Raw genomic sequence first — 20,630 nt, 5'->3', positions numbered from 1 at the left:
AAAGACAGGCATTCTAGCGCGGATTAACGTGTATTTTGATAATTGTGTCGTTTCCAGACGTAACAACCCGGCTTCTTACCCGAATCAGGCTCGAATCCCTCGATACGTGTGCCGCATAGGCCGGGCGGGAACGTAATTTGCCAAGGCCGCGCGCGCAGCGTGTCGTCTCGATCATGCTCCGCGCGTTATAACATCACGGATTCATGGCCTTTTGCCAATGCTTTTGTGAACGGCTTTTGCCATGCCGCTTCTGCCACGCATCATGCAGAATCTTTAGCGACAAAAATACTGCGCTCTGTCGTGCCCTGCGATATCCCTGCCGTCTTTCTGTGTGAGCTTGATTGAGATCCGCCGCTGAGTTCCCTCGATGCGTTCCATGAGTCGCGATGAGTCCCATGCTGTGCCGCCGCTGCGCGCGCTGCCGCGTCGCTCGATGAGCGCGCGCCGCGCATGCATGATCTGGGGCGCGCTCGCCGCGGCGGCGCTTGTGGTGTTCGCCGCATCGCTCGCAACAGGCAGCGTGAGCGTGACGTTTGCGCAGGCGCTGGCTGCGCTCACCCCCGCACACGGCGCACCCGACATGGCGATTGAAATCGTGCGCACGCTGCGCTTGCCGCGCGCGTTGGCGGGCTTTGCATGCGGCGCGCTGCTCGCGCTAGCGGGCGCGCTGTTGCAGGTGCTGCTGCGCAATCCGCTTGCGGAACCCTACGTGCTCGGCGTTTCGGGCGGCGCTGCCGCGTTCGCACTGGTGGCGATGATTGCGGGCGTGGCGTGGTGGGGCGTGCAGGCGAGCGCATGTGCGGGGGCGTTCGTTTCGATCCTGCTCGTGCTCGGCCTCGCACGCCGCGAGTTGTGGCGCGGCGAGCCGCAGGACAGCTCGCCGCGGCTTCTGTTGACGGGCGCTGTGACGGCGGCCGGCTGGGGCGCGGTGATCACGCTGCTGCTCACACTCGCGCCCGACACGCATCTGCGCGGCATGCTGTTCTGGCTCACGGGCGACCTCAATGGCGCGGGCACGCCATGGCCCGCGCTCGTTATGCTTGGCGTGGTCCTTGCGTGCGTCGTGCCAGCCGCGCCGATGCTCAACGTGCTGCTGCGCGGCGACGCCGCTGCGCAGGCGCTCGGCGTGCCGGTGCTGCGACTGCGCGTGGGCATTTATCTTGCCGCCTCGCTCGCGGCGGCCGCGGCCGTGACGACGGGCGGCACCATCGGCTTCGTCGGGCTCGTCGTGCCCCACATGCTGCGCCTCGCGTTTGGCAACGACCAGCGTATGCTCGTGCCCGCCGCTGTGCTTTCCGGCGGCGTGGCCGTGATGGGCGCGGACCTCGTCGCGCGTACGGTGGCGGCGCCCGCGCAGTTGCCGGTGGGTGTCGTGACCGCGCTCGCGGGCGTGCCGGTTTTCCTGTGGATGCTCCTCGCGAGGCGTGGACGATGAGCGGCGCATCCACGAACGATCACTGCACGCCGCTGCTCGCTGCCCACGCGCTCACGTTGCGCGCGGGCGCGCGTACGCTGGTCGTTTCGCTCACGCAAAGGTTTGCCGCTGGCGAAATCTGGTGCGTCGCGGGCGCGAATGGCGCGGGCAAGACCACGCTGATCGGCGCGCTCGCGGGCCTGCGCGAGCCTTCAGCGGGGCGCGTGGAAGTGGAGGGCATCGCGCTCGCGCACTGGCCGCCGGTGCGCCTCGCGCAGCGCCGCGCGCTGATGCCCCAGGACCAGCGCGACGCATTCAGCGCGAGCGTGATCGACACCGTACTGCTCAATCGCTATCCGCATCTATCTGGCTGGGGCTGGGAAGGCGACGCCGATCGCGCCGCCGCGCACGACGCGCTCGCCACGCTCGGCCTCGAAGCGTTCGCCGCGCGCGATGTGTTGTCGCTCTCCGGCGGCGAGCGACAGCGTGTCGCGCTTGCGGCCGCGTTGTGTCAGGGCGCGCCGCTTCTGCTGCTCGACGAGCCGCTTGCGCATCTCGACCTGCATCATCAGATTGCGTGTCTTGAAGCGCTCTCGCGCTGGGTGCGCAGTGAAGCGCGCGCAGTGCTGTTTTCCTGCCACGATCTCAATCTTGCGCGGCGTTTCGCGACACACGCGCTCCTGCTCGACGGCCGCGGCGGCTTTCACGCGGGCCCTGTGCGCGAGGTGCTCACGCCGGAGCGCGCGAGCGCCGCATTCGGCCATCCGCTCGTGCTGATACGCGAGGGCGAGCACGAGGCGCTTGTACCCGCGCTTGTGCCCACGTTTGGGTCGACCTCTTCATCACCGCATTCGCCGGGACCGAACGGCGCGCACTAGTGCGATGCCTTCTCCCGCATCACTTCGAAACGAAATACACCATGACGTCATCGCTTACCGAACTGCTCGCCGTCGAACCGCTCGACCTCTCGTTGCGCGACGAACTGCAACGCCTCATCGACACGAAGACCAAACCTCCCGGCAGTCTCGGCCGCCTCGAAGCGCTGGCGCGCCAGCTTGGCATGATCCAGGGCACGACGCGCCCGAGCGTCGAGCGCCCGGTGATGATCGTGTTCGCGGGCGACCACGGCATTGCCGCCGAAGGCGTGAGCCCGTACCCGCAGGCCGTGACCGCGCAGATGGTCGCGAACTTCGTGGCGGGGGGCGCGGCCATCAACGCGTTTAGCGGCGTGGCGGGACTCACGCTCGAAGTCGTCAACGCGGGCGTGGCGACACCGCTGCCGCCGTCGCCCACGCTCGTCGATGTGCCCATCGCGCCCGGCACGCGCAACTTCGCGCGCGAGCGCGCCATGACGCGCGACGAAGCCCTCGCCGCGCTCGCGGCGGGCGCCGAGCGCGTGCGCCATCACGCGGCACTCGGCACGAACGTGATCGGCTTCGGCGAAATGGGCATCGCGAACACGTCGTCCGCAGCATGCCTGATGAGCCGGCTGTGCGGCGTGCCGATCGACGAATGCGTCGGGCGTGGCACGGGCCTCGACAATGCGGGCCTCGCGAAAAAGCGCAATGTGCTCGCGGCGGCGCTCGCGCATCATGCCGACGCGCGCGAGCCGCTCGACGTGCTCGCCGCGTTCGGCGGCTTCGAGATCGCGATGATGGCAGGCGCGTACCTCGAAGCGGCGCGCTCGCGCATGGTGATTCTCGTGGACGGCTTTATCGCGACCTCGGCGCTGCTCGTGGCCGATTCGCTTGCGCCAAACGTGCGCGACTACTGCGTGTTTGCGCACGCATCGAACGAAGCGGGGCACCGGCGCATGCTCGATCACTTCGGCGCGCGCGAACTGCTCGCGCTCGATCTGCGTCTGGGCGAGGGCACGGGCGCGGCGCTCGCCGTGCCGCTCTTGCGCGCGGCGGTGGCGTTCCTGAACGAAATGGCGAGCTTCGAGTCGGCTGGCGTCGACACTCGCAGTGATCGCCACGCCTGAGCGCCGCATCGTGAAGCCGCTTGCGGAACTGCGTTATTTCTTCACGGCGCTGGGCTATTTCACGCGTGTGCCGGTGCCGCGCTGGGTGGGCTTCGAGCCCGCGTGGCTCAATGCGGCGGCGCGATACTTTCCGCTCGTCGGCGCGTTGATCGGCGCGCTCGGAGCGCTCGTCTACCTTTGCGCATTGCGCGTGTTTCCTGCGAGCGTGGCCGTGTTGCTTTCGATGGCTGTCACGCTCCTCGCGACGGGCGCCTTCCACGAGGATGGCCTCGCCGATTGCCTCGACGCATTCGGCGGCGCGCACACCCGTGAGGACGTGCTGCGCATCATGCACGATTCGCGCATCGGCGCATTCGGTGCGATTGGGCTCGTGGTGGCGCTTGCGCTCAAGTGGCAGACGCTCGCCGCGCTGCCCCCCGCGCGCGCGGCGATGCTCATGATCGCCGCTCACGCGGCGAGCCGCGCGTGTGCGATCAGCTATCTCGTCTCGCTCGAGTATGTGCGCCCCGAAGGCAAGGCCAAGCCCGTTGCGCAGCGCATGAGCCTGTCCGCATGGCTGTGCGCGTGCGTGTTCGGCTTGCCGTGGCTGTTCTGGCCGGTGGGGTCCGTCGCGCCTGACTGGCGCGCGGGCGTCGCGACGCTCGTCGTGCTCGCCGTGCTGCGCTACGGGCTGGGGCGCTACTTCGTGCGTCGCATCGGCGGCTATACGGGCGATTGTCTCGGCTTCGCGCAACAGGTGTTCGAGATCGCCATCTACCTCGTGGGGCTCGCGTGGATCTCGTTCTGATCCGCCATCCCGCCGTGGCCGTGGATGCGGGCGTGTGCTACGGCGCGAGCGACGTGCCGCTCGCGGGCGACGCAACGCAGCAGGCCGCGCTGCTCGCCGAGCGGCTCGCGGTGCTCGGCGTGCGCGAGCCGCAACGGATTGAAACGAGCCCGCTCACGCGCTGCGCGAGCGTTGCGGCGGCGCTTGCCGGTATGCGTGGCCACGCGCCGCAAACAGAAGCACGCCTTGCGGAGATGGATTTCGGCGCGTGGGAGAGGCAGCGCTGGGACGCGATCGAGCGCGCGCAGATCGACGCATGGGCCACGAATTTCGAGCACGCGCGCGAACATGGCGGCGAGAGCGTTGCGCAGTTCGATGCGCGCGTGAGCGGGTGGTTCGACACGCTCGACGCGCACGAGAAGTCCACCGTTTGGGCGCTCACGCATGCGGGTGTGATTCGCGCCGTCACGGCGCGCGCGCTCGGCATGCCGCTCGCGCGCTGCGTGCGCTGGCCGCTGGAGATGGGTGCGATCGTGTGCCTGCGCTATGACGCTTTGGGCGCGCAGTGGCTGCTCGCGCGTTGGAATGCCTAGCAAGTCACTTCGGATACCGAATCAATGCGCCACGGCGTTGCGCGAGCGGGCGAGATCGAGATCCTTGCACAGCTGCGCCGCGCCCTGGGCGATGCGCGGCGCGGGGCGCGTGAGCAGATCGCCGTCGATGGCGAAGAGATTGCCGCGTGCAACAGCGGTGAGCGCGGGCCAGACGCGCCAGCGCTCGAGGCTCGGCAGAGGGCGGTCCGGAGAAGTCGCGCCTTGCGACGCCGTGACGATCGCATCGGGATTGACGGCGAGCACGGCTTCCGTGGAAACCGTCGGCACGAGCGGATCGAGCGTCGCGAACACGTTGCGGCCGCCGCACAGCGCGATCACGTCGCTGATCATGTGCGAACCGTTGATGGTCATCAGGGGCTGATCCCAGATTTCGTAGAAAACACTCACGGGTGCGCGCTGCGCATAGCGGGCGCGTAGCTGCGCGATGTCGCGGCGGTAGGTGCCTGCCGCAGCCTGCGCCGTGGATTCGGTGCCGAGCAGCACACCGAGGCGCGTGAGCGAGGTCGCGACATCGTCGAGCTTATGCGGCTCACTGAAAAAGAGCGGAATGTGCAGGTCCCGCAGGCGATCGAGCTGTTGCTGCGCGTTGCCGTGACGCCAGACCACGATGAGGTCAGGCTTGAGCGCGGCGATGCGTTCGAGGTCGAGCGCTCGATTGTCGCCCACGCGCGGGACCTTTTGGGCTTGCGGCGGGTAATCGCTGTAGGCCACGGCGCCGACCACTTTCGCGCCCCCGCCCGCGGCGTAGAGCAGTTCGGTCACGTGGGGGGCGAGGCTCACTACCCGCTGCGCTGGCGCGGGAAGGGTGACGGTGTTGCCCGCGTCGTCGATGGCCGCGACGGTTGCTTTTGCAGCGCATGGGCTGAGCGCCGCGACGACAAGCGCTAACACCAGGATTGCGGCGCGCGTCAACCGATTGCCCGTACGGCTTCTTCGAGCGCGTTTTCGAAGCGCTGCCATTCGTCTTCGGAGGCGGGCAGGCCAAAGCGCAAGCTGGCCGGCGCGTCGAAGCGGCGCGTCCATATCGCGCGGCGCGCGAGCGCGTCCTGCAGCGCCGCGGCGCGCGGGCTGGTGATCCACGCGAAAAGCGGCGTGGCGTGCGGCGCGAAGCCGTGAGCGCGCAACAGCGCAACGAGGCGTGCGCTCTCGGTTGCGAGGCGCACGCGCATTTCGCTTTGCCACGCGCTGTCTTCGAACGCATGGGTGACGGCGTGGCGCGCGGGCCCGCTCACGGTCCACGCGCCCAGATGCGCGCGCAGCGCCGCTAGCAGCGCGGGTGCGCCGAGTGCGAAGCCACAACGCGCGCCTGCGAGCCCGAAGAACTTGCCCGGCGAGCGCAGCACGACGAGTCCTTCGCGGCTGGTTGCGTGCGCAAGCGTTTCGGCTCGCTCGTGGCCGAAGGCATCGGCAAAAGCTTCGTCGACGATCAGCGTGCCGCCGCGCGATGCGAGTTGCGCATGCCAATGCAGCAGGCGCGCGGCAGCAAGATGCGTGGCCGTCGGATTGTTGGGGTTCACCACGACGGCATGCGTGACGGTATTGGGCAGCGTGTCCTGCGTAAGCTCGAGCGGCACGATCTCATGGCCCGCGCGCGCGAACGCCGGCGCGTATTCGCCGTAGGTCAGCGGCGCGATCGCTACACGCGCAGACCGCAATAACGCAGGCAACGCGCGGATTGCGGCCTGGCTGCCCGCCACGGGCAAGACGTGGCGCGCGTCTGGCGCGCCATAGTAGCGCGCGGCGCACGCGGCGAAGGCGTCGCCGTCGTCGGGCAGGCGCCGCCATGCCGTCGGTGGCACGGGCGGCACGGGATAGCCATGCGGGTTGATGCCGGTGGAGAGATCGACCCACGTGTCCCAGGCGATGCCGTAACGCACGGCGGCTTCGTGCAGATTGCCGCCGTGTGCGACTAGAGCGGTTGGATTCTCAGACATGGGTCGCCACGCTTACGAAGGCCAGTGCGAGCAGCGCCGCGAGCCACAGGATAGTGGTGCGCTCGACGAGCCGCAGCGCCGCGTCCACGTGTTGCGCGCGCGGCGGCGAGCCCGCGCCGAGCGCCGGGCGTTCCTCCAGCTTGCCGTGATAAACGGCCGCGCCGCCCAGCAGCACGTTCAGGCTGCCCGCGCCTGCGGCCATCACCGGGCCTGCGTTCGGGCTCTCCCAGCGATGCGCCTGCTCGCGCCAGCAGCGCAGCGCCATGCGCGTGTCGCCGAGCAGCGCGTAGCTCGCGGCGGTAAGGCGCGCGGGAATCCAGTTGAGCACGTCGTCGATGCGCGCGGCCGCCCAGCCAAAGCGCAGGAAGCGCGGCGTGCGGTAGCCCCACATTGCGTCGAGTGTGTTGGCGAGACGGAACGCGAGTGCACCCGGGCCGCCCGCGATCGCGAACCAGAACAGCGCGCCGAAGATCGCGTCGTTGCCGTTTTCGAGCGCCGATTCCACAGCGGCGCGCGAAAGCGCAGTGGCGTCCGCCTCGCCTGTGTCGCGCGAGACGATGCGGCCAGTCAGCTCGCGCGCGGCTGCGAGGTCGCGCCGTGCCAGGGCGGCGCCGATCGGTGCGATGTGTTCGGTGAGACTGCGCGCACCGAGCGCGAACCATAGCAGCGCGACATGCAACGCCCAGGCGAGCGGCCAGGGCAGCAGCGCGCACAGCAGCGCGGCGACGACGACGGTCGGCGCGACGGCGGCGAGCCATGCGAGCAGGCCGAGCGGACGACCGCGGCGACCCGTGTTCAGGCGCGCTTCGATGCGGTTCGCGTAGCGGCCGAAGGCGACGAGCGGATGCGCGCGGCGTGGCTCGCCGAGCCAGCGGTCCACGGCGACGCCGGCCACGGCAAGCGCGGCGGTAACGGGTAGCGTGAGCATCATGAGGTCTCGGGCGGCGCCTTGAGCACCAGAGGCAGGCCCGCGGCGACGAGCGTGGCGCGCTCGGCGAGCGCCGCGATGCGCTGATTGAGGCGGCCGAGCTCGTCCACATAAAGACGCGTGACCGCGCCCATCGGCACGACGCCCATGCCGATCTCGTTGCTCACCACGAGCACCGTGCCTTGCGCGCGCTCGCAGGCGGCGGCGAAGGCGTCGAGGCGCTCGCGCCAGTCGGGCAGCGGCGAGTCGGAGTCGGCGGGGCAAAGCAGGTTAGCGAGCCACAGCGTGAGGCAGTCGATCAGCACGCACTGGCCCGGCGCCGCCGCCGCGTCGAGTGCGCCCGCGAGATCGAGTGGCGCTTCGGCGAGCGCCCAGTGCGCGGGCCGGCGCGCGCGATGGTGGCCGATGCGCTCAGTGAACTCGGTATCGCCCGTCACGCGCGCGGTGGCGATATAGGTGACCGGCAGGCCGCTCGCGGCGGCGAGGCGTTCGGCGTGCGCGCTCTTGCCTGAGCGCGCGCCGCCGACGATGAAAGTGAGATCGCGCGAATTCATCGCGTGATTGTAACGGCTGCCGTTAGCCGTACCGTCATCCGTTCGGCCAACGTCGCGCCCGGGTCCTGCAGGATGGGGCGGGGCGATGGGATAATGCGCGTTCGCCTTCCCGCGTCTATCAGGCTCACCCAAGGCCACCCATCCGCTTCATGACCGCCACGCTACCCGCCGTGCCTCGCGTACCCACCGGCACGCTGATGATCCAGGGCACGACCTCCGACGCCGGCAAGAGCACGCTCGTCGCCGGCCTGTGCCGCCTCGCGCGCCGCGCGGGCGCGCGCGTCGCGCCGTTCAAGCCGCAGAACATGGCGCTCAACAGCGCCGTGACCGTGGATGGCGGCGAGATCGGCCGCGCCCAGGCGCTGCAGGCTGTCGCCGCCGGCATCGAGGCGCACACCGACCTGAATCCGGTGCTGCTCAAACCCAATAGCGATCTCGGCTCGCAGGTCATCATCCACGGCAAGGCGCGCATGAATCTCAACGCGCGCGCGTACCAGGCATACAAGCCGCTCGCGCGCGAGGCCGTGCTCGAGTCCTATGCGCGTTTGCGCGCGCGCTTCGACACGGTGTTCGTGGAAGGCGCGGGCAGTCCCGCCGAAATCAACCTGCGCGCCAACGACATCGCGAACATGGGTTTCGCCGAGGCGGTCGATTGCCCGGTCGTGCTCGTGGCCGACATCGACCGTGGCGGCGTGTTCGCGCATCTGATCGGCACGCTGGCCTGTCTTTCGCAGAGCGAGCGCGCGCGCGTCAAAGGCTTCGTCATCAACCGCTTTCGCGGCGACCGCACGCTGCTGGAACCCGGTCTCGCCTGGCTCGAGCAGCAAACGGGCAAGCCGGTGCTGGGCGTGGTGCCGTATCTGCACGGTCTCACGCTCGACGCCGAAGACATGTTGCCGGGCGCGGCGCACAGCGGCGCACAGGCCGAGGGCGAGACGCTGCGCGTCGTTGTGCCGGCGCTGCCGCACATCAGCAACCACACCGACTTCGACGCGCTGCGCGCCCATCCGCAGGTCGATTTCACGTATGTGCGCACGGGCGAGGCGCCGGCCGCCGCCGATCTCGTGATCCTGCCGGGCTCGAAGAACGTGCGCGACGACCTCGCGTGGCTGCGCGCCCACGGCTGGGAGAAGGCGCTCGCGCGGCATCTACGGTATGGCGGGCGTGTGATCGGCATTTGCGGCGGCATGCAGATGCTCGGGCGCGCGATTGCCGATCCGCATGGCGTGGAGGGCGAACCGGGCGACGTCGAGGGCTTCGCCTGGCTCGACTACGAGACCGTGCTCACGCGCGAGAAGACGCTGAAGAACGTGACGGGCGCGCTCGCGCTGGAAGGTGCGGACGCGGCCCCGGCGCGCGTGGCGGGCTACGAAATTCATATGGGCGAGACGCGCGGGCGCTCGCTCGATTTCCCTGCGCTGAGGCTCGCTGTGGGAGACGAGGGGGCAACGCGCCCGGACGGCGCGCGCTCGGCGGATGGCCAGATTCTCGCCACCTACGTGCATGGCCTCTTTGACACGCCCGAGGCATGCGCGGCGCTCGTGCGCTGGGCCGGGCTCGCGCAGGCGCGCACGGTGGACTATCCGGCGCTGCGCGAGGCGTCGCTGGAGCGGCTGGCGGATACGCTCGCGGCGAGCCTCGATCTGGAGAAGATGTTCGGCGTGATTGGCTAAAAGCGCGGCTGACCGGCTTAGTAGAGCACCATCTGCGTACAGCGGAACAGCGCGATGGTCTTGCCGTCCGGGCCGCTCACTGTAGCGTCCCAGACTTGCGTGCTGCGCCCAAGGTGTACGCCCGTCGCCACGGCGGAGATCGTGCCTTCGCGCGCGGTGCCGAGATGGTTGCTCTTGATCTCGATGGTCGTGAAGTTCTTTGCGTTGGGCGGCAGGTGGGCGAGGCAGGCGTAGCCGCAGGCCGTATCGGCGAGACCGATCACCGTGGCGGCGTGCAGGAAGCCATTCGGGGCGAGCAGGTCGCTGCGCACGTCGAGTTCGGCGCGCAGCCGGCCTTGCTCGAGGGCGATCGGACGAAAGCCCAGCAGATCGGGCAGGCGGCCGCGTTGCCGTTCGAGCAGGGTTTCGATCGTGATGTCGTGGCGTAGCGTGCTCATGGTCGGTCAGTCTCCTTGATTTGATATGAACAATGCGGGTGCGCGCACGTGGGGGACTTCGGCGGCGCGCAATTTGCCGATAATATCGGACGGTTGATTCGGGGCGCTGGCTCGTCTGCAAGTCGCCTTGCAAGGTATCGAACAACGCATCGGGCAAAAATCACGGCAATCCGGCTGGCCAATGCGCCAGCCATCCTGACGGGAGCATTCATGACGGTAATCGTGGTGGCGAATCCCAAGGGCGGCGTGGGAAAGAGCACGCTGTCCACCAATCTGGCCGGCTATTTCGCCGCACAAGGCGAGTGGGTGGCGCTCGCGGACCTCGATCGGCAGCAATCCTCGCACGCCTGGCTCGATCTGCGGCCCGCGACGCTGCCGGCCATCGAAAGCTGGCAGGTCGATCTGGACAACCCGGCGAAGCCGCCCAAGGGACTCGAGCATGCCGTCATCGACACGCCTGCCGGCCTGCACGGCAACCGGCTTGGGGCGATCATCGAACTGGCGGACAAGGTGATCGTGCCGCTGCAGCCTTCGATGTTCGATATTCTCGCCACCCAGGACTTCCTGAACCGCCTCGCCAAGGAAAAGGCCGTGCGCAAGGGCGCCATCCAGGTAGGCGTCGTGGGGATGCGGGTCGATGCGCGCACGCGCTCGGCCGAGCAGCTGCAGCGCTTCGTCGAGGGGCTGGAGCTGCCGGTGCTGGGCTATCTGCGCGACACCCAGAACTACGTGCAGCTCGCCGCGCACGGCCTCACGCTATGGGACGTCGCGAAGAGCCGGGTCGAGAAGGACCTTGACCAGTGGCAGTCGATTATCGGTTGGGTGGACGGCAAACAAGCGGGCAAATAAGCGGGCAAATAAGCGGGCAAATACGGCGGCGCGGGCCTGATGAGCCGCGCCGGCCGCACTCGCGCCTTAGCTCCAGCTTTGCGTGGGCACGTGGTCGCGGCTGCCCTTGATGCGGTTGTTCTCGTCCACGAACACGAGGTCCGGCTTCCAGCCGGCCTTGAGCTCTTCCTCTTCCACATTCGCGAAGGCCGCGATGATCACGAGGTCGCCCAGTTGCGCGCGGCGCGCGGCCGAGCCGTTCAGCGAGATCATGCCGCTGCCGCGTTCGCCCTTGATCGCGTAGGTCGTGAAGCGCTCGCCGTTGTTGATGTTCCAGATGTCGATACGCTCGTTTTCGACGATGTTGGCCGCTTCGAGCAGGTCTTCGTCGATGGCGCACGAGCCTTCGTAGTGCAGTTCGCAGTGCGTGACGGCGACGCGGTGGATCTTCGACTTGAGCATATGGCGTTGCATGGAGGGTCTCCTCAGGCGAGCGGGCGCGCGGCCCGCCGCGGGTAAGCGGAATCTGGCGGGATCGGGTGACAGCGGGGCGGCGCGGCCGTCCCGCGGGCGTCAGATCTCGAGGTTGTCGATGAGGCGCGTGGCGCCCAGCTTGGCCGCGGCCAGCACGACGAGCTGCGACTCTGCGTCACCGGCTACGCCCGGCGCGGGCGGCAGCAGGTTCGCGCGCTTGCGGATCGCAATGTAGTCGGGCTTCCAGCCGCGCGCGGCGAGCGTGGCCATGGCGTCGAGTTCGAGCTGCTGGAAGTCGCGGCGGCCCGACAGCACCGACTCGCGGATCGCGCGCAAGACGCCCGCCAGTTGCGGCGCCTCGGCGCGCTCGGCTTCAGTGAGGTAGCGATTGCGCGAGCTGAGCGCGAGGCCGTCGGCGTCGCGCACCGTTTCGGCGGCGATCACTTCGGTCGGCAGCGCGAACTGGTTGCACATGGCGCGCACGATCATGAGCTGCTGGTAGTCCTTCTTGCCGAACACGGCCACGCGCGGCTGCACGCACGACATCAGCTTCATGACGACCGTGCACACGCCCTCGAAGAAGCCGGGGCGGAATTCGCCCTCCAGAATGTCGCCCAGGTCGTGCGGCGGGCGTACGCGGTATTCCTGCGGCTGCGGATACATGTCGCGCTCGGTGGGCGCGAACAGCACGTAGACGTTTTCCTTCTGCAGCTTCTCGATGTCGTCCTGGAGCGTGCGCGGATACTTTTCGAAGTCCTCGTTCGGGCCGAACTGCAGCCGGTTGACGAAGATGCTCGCCACGACCGGGTCGCCGTGCTGGCGGGCGAGGCGCATCAGCGAGAGATGGCCTTCGTGCAGGTTGCCCATGGTCGGCACGAACGCGGTGCGGTTTTGGCCGCGCAACTGGTCGCGCAATTCCTGAATCGAGCTAATGACTTTCATGATCGGATGCGTTACGCCTCGCGCGGGGCAAGACTTGGGTGGCACGGCCGCAAGCCAGAGACCCGGACGAAGGGCCGCGAGCGGACGTTGCGTGCCCGGTCCGCGCAGGTGGCGCGGCGAGTATTTCGTGTGCCCCGTATATGGGACGAGACCGGGTAGGCGCGGGCGATTGTAGTGGATTTGTGAATGCTGCGCACCCGCCTCGCGGAGGGGGGGTGTCCTGGCGTTCCGCTGTGCGGTCCGGCAGATGCCCCGTTCGATGCGGTCCTATTTATTGTCCCGGGACGCGTCGAGGCAAAGATCAGGCGGGCAAATACGCGAGTCGCACGTAAATCGGCGCGAACGGCTCGGGCTGCGTGATCTCGATGAGCGATTCGCGCGAAAGCTCCAGCATGGCGATGAAGTTCACGATCACGACGGGCACGCCGCGCGTGGTGTCGAAGAGCTCGGAGAACTCCATGAAGCGCTCGCCCTGGAGCCGGCGCAGGATGATGCTCATGTGCTCGCGCACCGAGAGTTCCTCGCGCGAGATCTTGTGATGCTGGACGAGCTTCGCGCGCTTGATGACGTCGGCCCACGCGGCGCGGAGGTCGTTGCTGTCCACGTCGGGAAAGCGCGGCGTGACGCTCTGCTCGATATAGACCTCGGCGCGCAGGAAGTCGCGGCCGAGCTGAGGCAATTGGTCGAGCCGCTGGGAGGCGAGCTTCATCTGCTCGTATTCGAGCAGGCGGCGCACGAGCTCGGCGCGCGGATCTTCGGCTTCCTCGCCGGTGTCGGCCTTCTTGACCGGCAGCAGCATGCGCGACTTGATCTCGATGAGCATGGCCGCCATCAGCAGATATTCGGCCGCGAGTTCGAGATTGGTCTTGCGCAGTTGCTCGACGTAGCCGAGGTACTGGGTCGTGACATCCGCCATCGGGATGTCGAGGACGTTGAAGTTCTGCTTGCGGATGAGGTACAGCAACAGGTCGAGCGGGCCTTCGAAGGTCTCGAGGAAAACTTCGAGCGCGTCCGGCGGGATGTAGAGGTCCTGCGGAAGCTTGAAGAGCGGCTCGCCGTAAAGGCGTGCGAACGCGACGCCGTCGACCGTATCGGGCGTCGAGTCGGTAGTGGGCGTGGTCAGCGCCTCACCGGGCGTTTGCCCGGGCGCGTGGCCCGCGTGACTGGCCGCGTGCTCACCCGCTGGCGGCGCGCCGGCCCCCTCGGCCTCGGCCATCAGAAGTTCTGGTAGTAGACGTAGGACGTTTGCCTCACGCGCGAAGCCTGCTGGCGCTCGCGCTCGTCGAGGTCGATCGGCTGCTTGTCCCACAGGAGCGCGCGGCCCTTGCGTTGCTGTTCTTCGAGCTGCGGCTTTTGCTGCTTGAGCTGGTTGATGAACTGCGTGATGTCCGACTGATACATGGCTGACGTCCGTCTAGTAAGGCGGGGCGCCTGATTGCGCCGCGCCGCTAATTCTGTCGGGGGCAATTTTACCGCAAGCCAACGCCGCGGAACATCCGCGCCGACTTTCGTGCTCCGCCGCCTTTGCCGTCGTCTTGCCGCGCCTTTGCGCCTGCTCCTGGGGTTTTGACGCGCCGATGTGGTGAAATAACGCGTTTGCGCCCGTTGCCGCCCCCCGTGCCCTGCGCGCGAGCGGCGCAACCGGCGCCAACCAGTTCTACGACGGCCGGAGGTGGCGTTTGGCGGGATGGGTGATCGAAGCATTGTGCGCACGGCGGCGCCCCGCGTGGGCGGCGCGGCCACGGCTCGCCGCGTGCCTGATCATATGCGTCGCCGAGTTCTGTGCCGTGGCGACGCCCGCTCGGGCCGACATCCTGACTACCCTCCTGCCGTGGATGCGCACGCGCACTTACTACGACATCGATATCCAGGCCTCGCCGCGCGACCTGCGCAAGCTCCTTGAGGCGCACCTCGACCTTGCGCGCTTTGCCACACGCGCCGACGTGAACGAGGACCAGTTCGAGTTCCTCGTGACCGCGACGCCGCAGCAGGTGCGAGAGCTTGCCTCGACCGAGGGCTATTTCACGCCGGTCGTGCGTACCGACGTGCACACGATCGACGGCAGGCGGCAGGTGCGGGTGAGCGTCGACCCGGGGCCGCGCACGACGATTTCATCGGTGAAGCTCGTTTTTCGCGGCCCCGTGCTCACGGAAGACCCGGCGCAGGAGAACACCGCGCGGTTCGCGTTCTCGCTGCACGACGGCGATGCCTTTACGCAGTCAGGCTGGGACGATGCCAAGAACGCCTCGCTCAAGGCGCTGCAGGCGCGCCGCTACCTCGGCGCCAAGATCGTGTTTTCGGAGGCGCGCGTCGATCCGCTGCGCCATGACGCGCAACTTTCCGTAACGTTCGACAGCGGACCGACCTTCACGCTGGGCAAGCTCGACGTGTCGGGCCCGCGGCGGTATCCGGGCTACATCATCGACAACGTGAATCCGCTCTCGCCCGGCGAAATCTACGACCTGAGCCGCGTGGCCGAACTGCAGCGCCAGGTGCAGAACACGCCGTACTACGCGAGCGTGGCGATCGACGTCGACGCCAACACGCAAAAGCCGATCGATACGCCTGTACACGTGAAGGTGAGCGAGTTCCCGTACAACAACTTCCGCGGCGGCGTGGGTTATTCGACTGACACCGGCGCGCATGTCCAGGGCTCCTATACGTATCTGAATACGTTCGGGGCGGCGTGGCCGTTCCAGGTGCAGGGGCGGCTCGACCAGATCCAGAAGTTCGGCCAGGTCCAGCTTTCGATGCCGCCGGGCCCGCGTGCCTGGACCAACAGCCTCGTCGCTTCCTACACGACCACCGACGTCTCGGACACGAATATCTATAGCGCGCGGGTCGGGGTGCAGCGTACGCGCACCTCGCAGAACATCGACTACGCCTACGCGCTGATGTTCTACGACGATCGCCTCACACAGAACGTTGGGCCGTCCTCGCGGGCCTATGCGCTCGTGCCGACCTGGGGCTGGACGCGCCGCAACGTCGACGACCCGCTCTTTCCGCGCACGGGCAACATCATTCGTTTGGAGGCGGGCCTTGCGCTCAAGAACGTGGGCGCCGAGCAAAGCTTCTTGCGCGCCTACATGCGCGGCCAGCAATACCTGCCGATCGGCCACAGCGACATCATGGTGTTCCGCGCGGAGCTGGGCGGCGTGTTCACGAGCGGCCCGTCGAGCGGCATCCCCGCGTCGCTGCTGTTCCGTGCGGGCGGGTCGAACTCGGTGCGCGGCTACTCGTTCCAGAGCATCGGCAACGACCAGTCGGGCTCGATCCTGCCGACCAAGTATCTCGTCACCGGGTCAGCGGAGTACCAGCACTGGTTCAGCCACGACTGGGGCGGTGCGGCATTCTTCGACGTCGGTACCGCCACCGATACCTGGGGCGAAAAGGAGTTCGACCCGGGCGCGGGTATCGGCGCGCGCTGGCGCAGTCCCGTCGGGCCGGTCAACCTCGATCTCGCCTATGGTTTTCGCACTCACAGCGTGCGGCCTTATCTGACACTCGGGATCGCCTTCTGATGATGACGCGCTCGCTGCTCCGTTTCGCCACGACCCCTGCGCCGCACGGCGAGGTGGTCGCATGAGCGCGCGTCGTTTCGCTGCTTTGGCGTGGCTGCCCGCCACGTTCGCGGTGCCGCCGGGGGAGGCCGGACGCAGCCCGGGCGATGAAGCGCGCGGTGAACCCAGCGGCAATGGTGGCAACGGCGAGCGCGGCAACGGCGGTGACGCCGGTGCGCCGCCGCCGCGCCGTGGGCCGCGGCTCTGGAAGGCGCTTGCCTGGGCTATCGTCGTGCCGGTGCTGGTGGTCGGGCTTGTCGCCGGCTTGCTGTATGGCGTGCTGACCACCGAGCGCGGCACGGCTTACGCGTGGCGCGTGGCCGTCAAGCTGCTTGACGGCAAGCTCGCGGGCAGGCTCGAAGGCGGCACGCTCGCGAGCGGTGTGCGCTTTACCAACGTGAGCTGGCGCGGCACGGACGGCACCACGCTCAAGGTCGACCGCATTGGCGGCCAATGGGAGCTGCAGGGCTTCCGCCAGAAGCCCTGGCGCTTCGTGGTGGACTATCTGCATGCTGGCGATATCGAGATGCGCATCGTGCCGTCGCACGAGCCTTCCTCGCCCATGAAGCTGCCTGAGAACCTGCAACTGCCGCTCGGGCTCGAGATTCGCGACTTGCAGGTGAACAAGCTCACGGTGCACGAAGGCACCTCCACTAACGAGTTCTCGCGGTTCCAGTTCCACGGACGCAGTGACGGCCGCCATCACGAGGCCGCCATCGAGCGCCTCGACACGCCCTTTGGCGCGGTGAGCGCGCGGGCGTCGCTCGATGGCGTGCGGCCGTTCACGCTGACGGGCGACCTGGGCTACTCCGGCAAGGTGAACGGCGAGGACGTGCAGGTGAGTGCAAACCTCGACGGCTCGCTCGAGGCGCTCACGGCCGAGATCGAGGCGAGCGGCATGAAGCTCACCGGCCGCGCCCACGTGGAGGCTGCGCCGTTCGCTTCCGTGCCGCTGCAACGCGCAACGCTCGCGTTCGATCACGTCAATCCGCAGGCGTTCGCGCCCGGCGCGCCGTTCGCCGACCTCGCGGTGCGTGCGCAGTTGCAACCGGTGCCGGGTGGCGCGGCGGGCGTGCCGGCGGCGCTCGCAGCGGCTTCGGCCGCAGCGGCGGTGTCGGCGGGGACGCCGGCTTCCGTGCCGGCGTTGGCATCGGCGCCTGCGGGTGGCGCGAAACCCGATGCCGCGGCTGCCTCCGCGGCATCGGCCACGGCCGCTGCGGCTCGCGCGCACAGCAATGCGGCTGGCTTCACAGTGGCGGGCACGGTCTCGATCGTGAACGCGAAGCCGGGCGCCATCGACGCAAAGCTGCTGCCGCTCATCGACGCCCACGCCGACGTCGTGCTCGATGCGAAGACGCAGCGCATCCCGACGCTCGCCGTGCGTCTCGTGAAGAACGCGACGATCACCGGCGGCGGCACGATCAGCGGGCGCGACGGACGCTTCGATCTGAAGGTGGCCGGGCTCGACCTCAACGCGATCCAGTCGAGTGTGCGCGCCACGCAATTCGCGGGGCCGGTTGGCGTGCGGCTGAACGGCGACGTGCAGAGCGTCACGCTCGATCTCGCCGATCCGAAGGCGGCGCTGCGCGTGCAGGGCAAGGTCACGCAGGACCCCGCGCGCCTGTCGCTCAACGACGTGCGGCTGACTTCGGGTGCGGGGCGCATCGACCTTTCGGGCGCGCTCAAGCACGACGCCAGCTCCACGTATCAACTCAAGGCGGTGCTGACCAATTTCGATCCGCTAACGCTCACGTCGCAAATCCCGGCGCGCACGACGGCGAAGTCGGCCGCCCCGGCCGCGCGGCCGAGGCCCACGCATGTGGCCCAACCCGCGGCCCAGCCCGCCGCCGACGCGCTCAACCCGCAACGCAATCTCGCGCTCAATCCGGCGCTGAACCCGTCGCTCAATCCCGCGCAATCCAGCGAGCAGGCCGCCGCGCAAAAGCGCGTGGAGAACGCAAGACAGACCCAGCAGGGCGGGGCGGCTCAACCCGCAGCGCGACCAGGACCCGCCGCGCGTCCCGCTGGCCGGCGCATCGAGGCGCGCGTGAACGGCACGCTCAACGCGAGCGGCACGCTCGCGCCCACTTTCACGACGAAGGCCGAGTTCAAGCTCGGCCCGAGCGTCTACGACGACCTGCCGCTCACGGGCCAGGGCCTCATCCAGCTGGCGGGCTCGCGCATTCTGCCAAGCCGCGCGAACCTCTCGATCGCGGGCAATACCGTCGAACTGCAAGGCAGCTTCGGCGCGCGTGGGGACCGCCTGCGCTTTCGCGTGGATGCGCCGCAGCTCGACCGGCTCGGCTTCGGCATCGCGGGCCAGCTCGCCGCGAACGGCGACGTGACCGGCACCTTCGCGCATCCTGACGTCTCACTCGACTACAAGGCCGACCACGTGGTGTTCGGCGACAACCGCATCGGCCATGCCGAGGGCCGTGCTCTCGCACGCGACGGCGCGAATGGCGCGCTCGCCTTCAGCACCGACGCGAGCGAGATTGCCGTGGCGGGTGTCGATATCACGACGCTCACCGCGCGCCTCGACGGTACGCGCGCGAAGCACACGCTCACCGCGAGCGCGAAGGGCAAGGTGCAGGGCCAGCCGATCGACTTCGTGGTGGCGGCGAACGGCGGCCTCCAGGATACGCGTGAGGGATCGCGCTGGAACGGCACGGTCACGCAACTCGAGAACCGCGGCGTGCCGGGTGTGAAGCTGCAATCGCCGCTGACGGTGAGCGCGGGTGCCGGCCACGTCACGCTTGGCGCGACACGTCTCGTGGGCGAAGGCGCGACGCTCGACCTGAAAGGGTTCGACCTCGACCATGGCCGGATCCGCTCGGCGGGCACGCTCACCAACGTTTCGCTCGCGCGCATCATGCAAATCCGGCAGCAGTTCACGGGCGTGCCGTCCACGCTCAGGACCGACCTGATCTTCGACGGCGACTGGGACTTCTCTGTCGGCCAGACGGCCACGGGCTATGCGCAGATCAAACGCCGCTCGGGGGACATCACGACCGAAGTCGGCCGCGGCTTTGCCTCGCTCGGCGTGGGCGAGCTCAACGTGCGCGCAGCCTTCAGCGGCGGCAACCGTCTCGCGCTCACGGCGCATGCGCAGGCGAGCCGCGTGGGCCTGCTCGACATCGACGCCTACACGACGCTCGCGCCGCGCGATGGCATCCTCACCGTCGCGGACGAGGCGCCGATTGGCGGCACCATCAAGGCGAACGTGCCCTCGCTCAGGACCACGGGCGGCATGTTAGGCCCGACTTATCTGCTCGATGGCCATCTCGCGTTGCAACTCGCGCTCGGCGGCACGGTCGCGAAGCCGAATCTCACGGGCTCGCTTGTCGGCGACGGGCTTTCGGCCACCGTGGTCGATCAGGGCGTGGAGTTGAAGGACGGCGTGATCCGCATCGCGCTTTCGCAAAACCTCGTCGACTTCCAGCAGGTCGAGTTCCATGGCGCGACGAGCGGTACGCTGCGCGCAACGGGGCGCGTGCGTCTCGACAACGCCGAACCCGATCTCACGGCGAGCATCGTCGCGGACAAGCTCGAACTGTTTGCTTCACCCGACCGCAAGCTGTCGCTTTCTGGCAGCGCGAGCATCGCCAACGGCGGCCATCTTGGCGGCATGCAGATCGACGGCAAGTTCACCGTCGATCACGCGCTTTTCGACATGCCCACGTCGCCCGCGCCCTCGCTCGGCGATGACGTCGTGATCGTGCGTCCCGACGGCAGCACGATGGGCGGCCGGCCGCCCATCGAGGAAACGGCCTCGACGAAACCCGCGCCGCGCTTCGCCCCGCGCGCGAACATCGATATCGATCTCGGGAACGACTTCCGGTTCCGCGGGCTGGGCGCGGACCTCGGCCTCGCAGGCAAGATCGCGGTGAATAGCGAGCCGGACGTTCCGCTGCGCGCGGTCGGCAACGTGCGCGTGACCGAAGGCTCCAGCTACACGGCGTTCGGCACCAAGCTCAACATCGAGAACGGCTTCTTCACGTTCAACGGGCCGGTCGGCAATCCGGGCATCAATATTCTCGCCATGCGCCGCAATCAGCAGGTCGAGGCGGGCGTGCAGGTTACGGGTACGGTGCAGTCGCCAGCGGTGAGGCTTGTCTCCGAGCCGAACGTGCCCGACAACGAAAAGCTCTCCTGGCTGCTGTTCGGCCACGGCACCGACCAGGGCAACAACCTCGGCCAGCAGAACGCCATGACGACGGCGCTCGCGTTGCTTGGCAGCGCGCAGGGCAAGCGCATCGCGCAAAGTATCGGCCTCGACGAATTTTCGATCGGGCGTAGCGAAGTGGGCCTGACCGACCCCGAGGTTGTGATGATCGCGAAGGTCATCAATCAGCGGCTCGTGATTGGCTACGAGCAGGGTTTGCAGACGGCGTCGAACGCGGTGAAGGCGACGATCAACCTCTCGCGCTATTGGTCGCTGGTGATGTACACCGGCACGTTCAATGGCGCCGATATTCTCTATACGCGAAGGTTTGATCGGCTTCGCAGGTAGAAAAATCAG

Annotated in this window: 18 protein-coding genes; 9 read left to right on the top strand and 9 right to left on the bottom strand. The window is 68.2% G+C overall.

The window, feature by feature from the left end; genetic code table 11:
• Positions 1 to 376 precede the first annotated feature (376 nt).
• The 5 genes from JMY28_RS01060 to cobC are packed head-to-tail and all read left to right on the top strand — an operon-like array spanning position 377 to position 4,757.
• Complete coding sequence (locus tag JMY28_RS01060) at positions 377 to 1,435, top strand: FecCD family ABC transporter permease (protein WP_201693715.1); 1,059 nt, start codon at positions 377 to 379, stop codon at positions 1,433 to 1,435.
• On the top strand, positions 1,432 to 2,292 hold the full coding sequence (locus tag JMY28_RS01055; protein WP_201693713.1) for an ABC transporter ATP-binding protein: 861 nt from the start codon (positions 1,432 to 1,434) through the stop codon (positions 2,290 to 2,292). The genes JMY28_RS01060 and JMY28_RS01055 overlap by 4 nt, the downstream gene beginning before the upstream one ends.
• A 41-nt stretch (positions 2,293 to 2,333) precedes the next feature.
• Positions 2,334 to 3,398 carry a nicotinate-nucleotide--dimethylbenzimidazole phosphoribosyltransferase gene (cobT, locus tag JMY28_RS01050; RefSeq protein WP_201693711.1) on the top strand — a complete coding sequence of 355 codons (1,065 nt, stop codon included), beginning with the start codon at positions 2,334 to 2,336 and terminating at the stop codon, positions 3,396 to 3,398.
• Between the two features lie 10 nt (positions 3,399 to 3,408).
• Positions 3,409 to 4,185: an adenosylcobinamide-GDP ribazoletransferase gene (locus JMY28_RS01045; protein ID WP_201694580.1), complete on the top strand. Its 777-nt coding sequence runs from the start codon at positions 3,409 to 3,411 to the stop codon at positions 4,183 to 4,185.
• Positions 4,170 to 4,757, top strand: coding sequence for an alpha-ribazole phosphatase (cobC, locus tag JMY28_RS01040; RefSeq protein WP_201693709.1), 588 nt, complete (start codon positions 4,170 to 4,172; stop codon positions 4,755 to 4,757). The genes JMY28_RS01045 and cobC overlap by 16 nt, the downstream gene beginning before the upstream one ends.
• A gap of 21 nt (positions 4,758 to 4,778) precedes the next feature.
• Here the strand turns inward: cobC and JMY28_RS01035 are convergent, their stop codons facing one another.
• The 4 genes from JMY28_RS01035 to cobU are packed head-to-tail and all read right to left on the bottom strand — an operon-like array spanning position 4,779 to position 8,194.
• Positions 4,779 to 5,738 (bottom strand): cobalamin-binding protein, encoded by a 960-nt coding sequence (locus JMY28_RS01035; protein ID WP_201693707.1) that lies wholly within the window; start codon positions 5,736 to 5,738, stop codon positions 4,779 to 4,781.
• The gene (cobD, locus tag JMY28_RS01030; RefSeq protein ID WP_201693704.1) at positions 5,687 to 6,712 is read right to left on the bottom strand and encodes a threonine-phosphate decarboxylase CobD; all 1,026 of its coding nucleotides are present in this window, start codon (positions 6,710 to 6,712) and stop codon (positions 5,687 to 5,689) included. Before cobD ends, JMY28_RS01035 begins: the two co-directional genes overlap by 52 nt.
• The gene (gene cbiB / locus JMY28_RS01025; RefSeq protein ID WP_236596644.1) at positions 6,705 to 7,643 is read right to left on the bottom strand and encodes an adenosylcobinamide-phosphate synthase CbiB; all 939 of its coding nucleotides are present in this window, start codon (positions 7,641 to 7,643) and stop codon (positions 6,705 to 6,707) included. Before cbiB ends, cobD begins: the two co-directional genes overlap by 8 nt.
• A complete protein-coding gene (cobU, locus tag JMY28_RS01020) occupies positions 7,640 to 8,194 on the bottom strand; it encodes a bifunctional adenosylcobinamide kinase/adenosylcobinamide-phosphate guanylyltransferase (RefSeq protein WP_201693703.1) in 555 nt (184 codons plus the stop codon). The genes cbiB and cobU overlap by 4 nt, the downstream gene beginning before the upstream one ends.
• Before the next feature lie 149 nt (positions 8,195 to 8,343).
• Here cobU and JMY28_RS01015 point away from each other — a divergent pair, with 149 nt between their 5' ends.
• Positions 8,344 to 9,867, top strand: coding sequence for a cobyric acid synthase (locus JMY28_RS01015; RefSeq protein WP_201693695.1), 1,524 nt, complete (start codon positions 8,344 to 8,346; stop codon positions 9,865 to 9,867).
• A gap of 17 nt (positions 9,868 to 9,884) precedes the next feature.
• On the opposite strand, the gene JMY28_RS01010 is transcribed toward JMY28_RS01015, so the two are convergent.
• Entirely contained in the window at positions 9,885 to 10,304 is a 420-nt protein-coding gene (locus tag JMY28_RS01010) for a PaaI family thioesterase (RefSeq protein WP_201693694.1), read from the bottom strand.
• 210 nt (positions 10,305 to 10,514) lie between these two features.
• Here JMY28_RS01010 and JMY28_RS01005 point away from each other — a divergent pair, with 210 nt between their 5' ends.
• Positions 10,515 to 11,153, top strand: coding sequence for a ParA family protein (locus JMY28_RS01005; RefSeq protein ID WP_201693693.1), 639 nt, complete (start codon positions 10,515 to 10,517; stop codon positions 11,151 to 11,153).
• 66 nt (positions 11,154 to 11,219) lie between these two features.
• Here the strand turns inward: JMY28_RS01005 and panD are convergent, their stop codons facing one another.
• The 4 genes from panD to JMY28_RS00985 all read right to left on the bottom strand — a co-directional run bounded on the left by panD (position 11,220) and on the right by JMY28_RS00985 (position 13,949).
• A complete protein-coding gene (gene panD, locus JMY28_RS01000; RefSeq protein ID WP_201693692.1) occupies positions 11,220 to 11,606 on the bottom strand; it encodes an aspartate 1-decarboxylase in 387 nt (128 codons plus the stop codon).
• A gap of 99 nt (positions 11,607 to 11,705) precedes the next feature.
• Complete coding sequence (panC, locus tag JMY28_RS00995) at positions 11,706 to 12,548, bottom strand: pantoate--beta-alanine ligase (protein WP_201693688.1); 843 nt, start codon at positions 12,546 to 12,548, stop codon at positions 11,706 to 11,708.
• Between the two features lie 301 nt (positions 12,549 to 12,849).
• A complete protein-coding gene (locus JMY28_RS00990) occupies positions 12,850 to 13,764 on the bottom strand; it encodes a segregation and condensation protein A (protein ID WP_201693686.1) in 915 nt (304 codons plus the stop codon).
• Complete coding sequence (locus JMY28_RS00985) at positions 13,764 to 13,949, bottom strand: DUF3460 family protein (RefSeq protein WP_028207745.1); 186 nt, start codon at positions 13,947 to 13,949, stop codon at positions 13,764 to 13,766. Before JMY28_RS00985 ends, JMY28_RS00990 begins: the two co-directional genes overlap by 1 nt.
• A gap of 434 nt (positions 13,950 to 14,383) precedes the next feature.
• On the opposite strand from JMY28_RS00985, the gene JMY28_RS00980 reads away from it, so the two are divergent.
• Both JMY28_RS00980 and JMY28_RS00975 read left to right on the top strand, forming a co-directional pair.
• Positions 14,384 to 16,069 carry an autotransporter assembly complex protein TamA gene (locus JMY28_RS00980; protein ID WP_201694578.1) on the top strand — a complete coding sequence of 562 codons (1,686 nt, stop codon included), beginning with the start codon at positions 14,384 to 14,386 and terminating at the stop codon, positions 16,067 to 16,069.
• A 61-nt stretch (positions 16,070 to 16,130) separates the two neighbouring features.
• Positions 16,131 to 20,621 carry a translocation/assembly module TamB domain-containing protein gene (locus tag JMY28_RS00975; protein WP_201693684.1) on the top strand — a complete coding sequence of 1,497 codons (4,491 nt, stop codon included), beginning with the start codon at positions 16,131 to 16,133 and terminating at the stop codon, positions 20,619 to 20,621.
• Positions 20,622 to 20,630 lie beyond the last annotated feature (9 nt).

The organism is Paraburkholderia hiiakae, from assembly GCF_904848665.1.
In the GTDB taxonomy this organism is placed as follows: domain Bacteria; phylum Pseudomonadota; class Gammaproteobacteria; order Burkholderiales; family Burkholderiaceae; genus Paraburkholderia; species Paraburkholderia hiiakae.
This window is presented reverse-complemented; position numbering and strand designations above follow the sequence as displayed.

Bases quoted from the DNA above. Each gene is read 5' to 3' on its own strand.
- JMY28_RS01060 (WP_201693715.1), top strand. From the start codon at position 377: ATGAGTCGCGATGAGTCCCATGCTGTGCCGCCGCTGCGCGCGCTGCCG.
- JMY28_RS01055 (WP_201693713.1), top strand. From the start codon at position 1,432: ATGAGCGGCGCATCCACGAACGATCACTGCACGCCGCTGCTCGCTGCC.
- cobT (WP_201693711.1), top strand. From the start codon at position 2,334: ATGACGTCATCGCTTACCGAACTGCTCGCCGTCGAACCGCTCGACCTC.
- JMY28_RS01035 (WP_201693707.1), bottom strand. From the start codon at position 5,738: ATGGCAGCGCTTCGAAAACGCGCTCGAAGAAGCCGTACGGGCAATCGG.
- cobD (WP_201693704.1), bottom strand. From the start codon at position 6,712: ATGTCTGAGAATCCAACCGCTCTAGTCGCACACGGCGGCAATCTGCAC.
- cbiB (WP_236596644.1), bottom strand. From the start codon at position 7,643: ATGATGCTCACGCTACCCGTTACCGCCGCGCTTGCCGTGGCCGGCGTC.
- cobU (WP_201693703.1), bottom strand. From the start codon at position 8,194: ATGAATTCGCGCGATCTCACTTTCATCGTCGGCGGCGCGCGCTCAGGC.
- JMY28_RS01015 (WP_201693695.1), top strand. From the start codon at position 8,344: ATGACCGCCACGCTACCCGCCGTGCCTCGCGTACCCACCGGCACGCTG.
- JMY28_RS01010 (WP_201693694.1), bottom strand. From the start codon at position 10,304: ATGAGCACGCTACGCCACGACATCACGATCGAAACCCTGCTCGAACGG.
- JMY28_RS01005 (WP_201693693.1), top strand. From the start codon at position 10,515: ATGACGGTAATCGTGGTGGCGAATCCCAAGGGCGGCGTGGGAAAGAGC.
- panD (WP_201693692.1), bottom strand. From the start codon at position 11,606: ATGCAACGCCATATGCTCAAGTCGAAGATCCACCGCGTCGCCGTCACG.
- panC (WP_201693688.1), bottom strand. From the start codon at position 12,548: ATGAAAGTCATTAGCTCGATTCAGGAATTGCGCGACCAGTTGCGCGGC.
- JMY28_RS00990 (WP_201693686.1), bottom strand. From the start codon at position 13,764: ATGGCCGAGGCCGAGGGGGCCGGCGCGCCGCCAGCGGGTGAGCACGCG.
- JMY28_RS00985 (WP_028207745.1), bottom strand. From the start codon at position 13,949: ATGTATCAGTCGGACATCACGCAGTTCATCAACCAGCTCAAGCAGCAA.
- JMY28_RS00980 (WP_201694578.1), top strand. From the start codon at position 14,384: ATGCGCACGCGCACTTACTACGACATCGATATCCAGGCCTCGCCGCGC.
- JMY28_RS00975 (WP_201693684.1), top strand. From the start codon at position 16,131: ATGAGCGCGCGTCGTTTCGCTGCTTTGGCGTGGCTGCCCGCCACGTTC.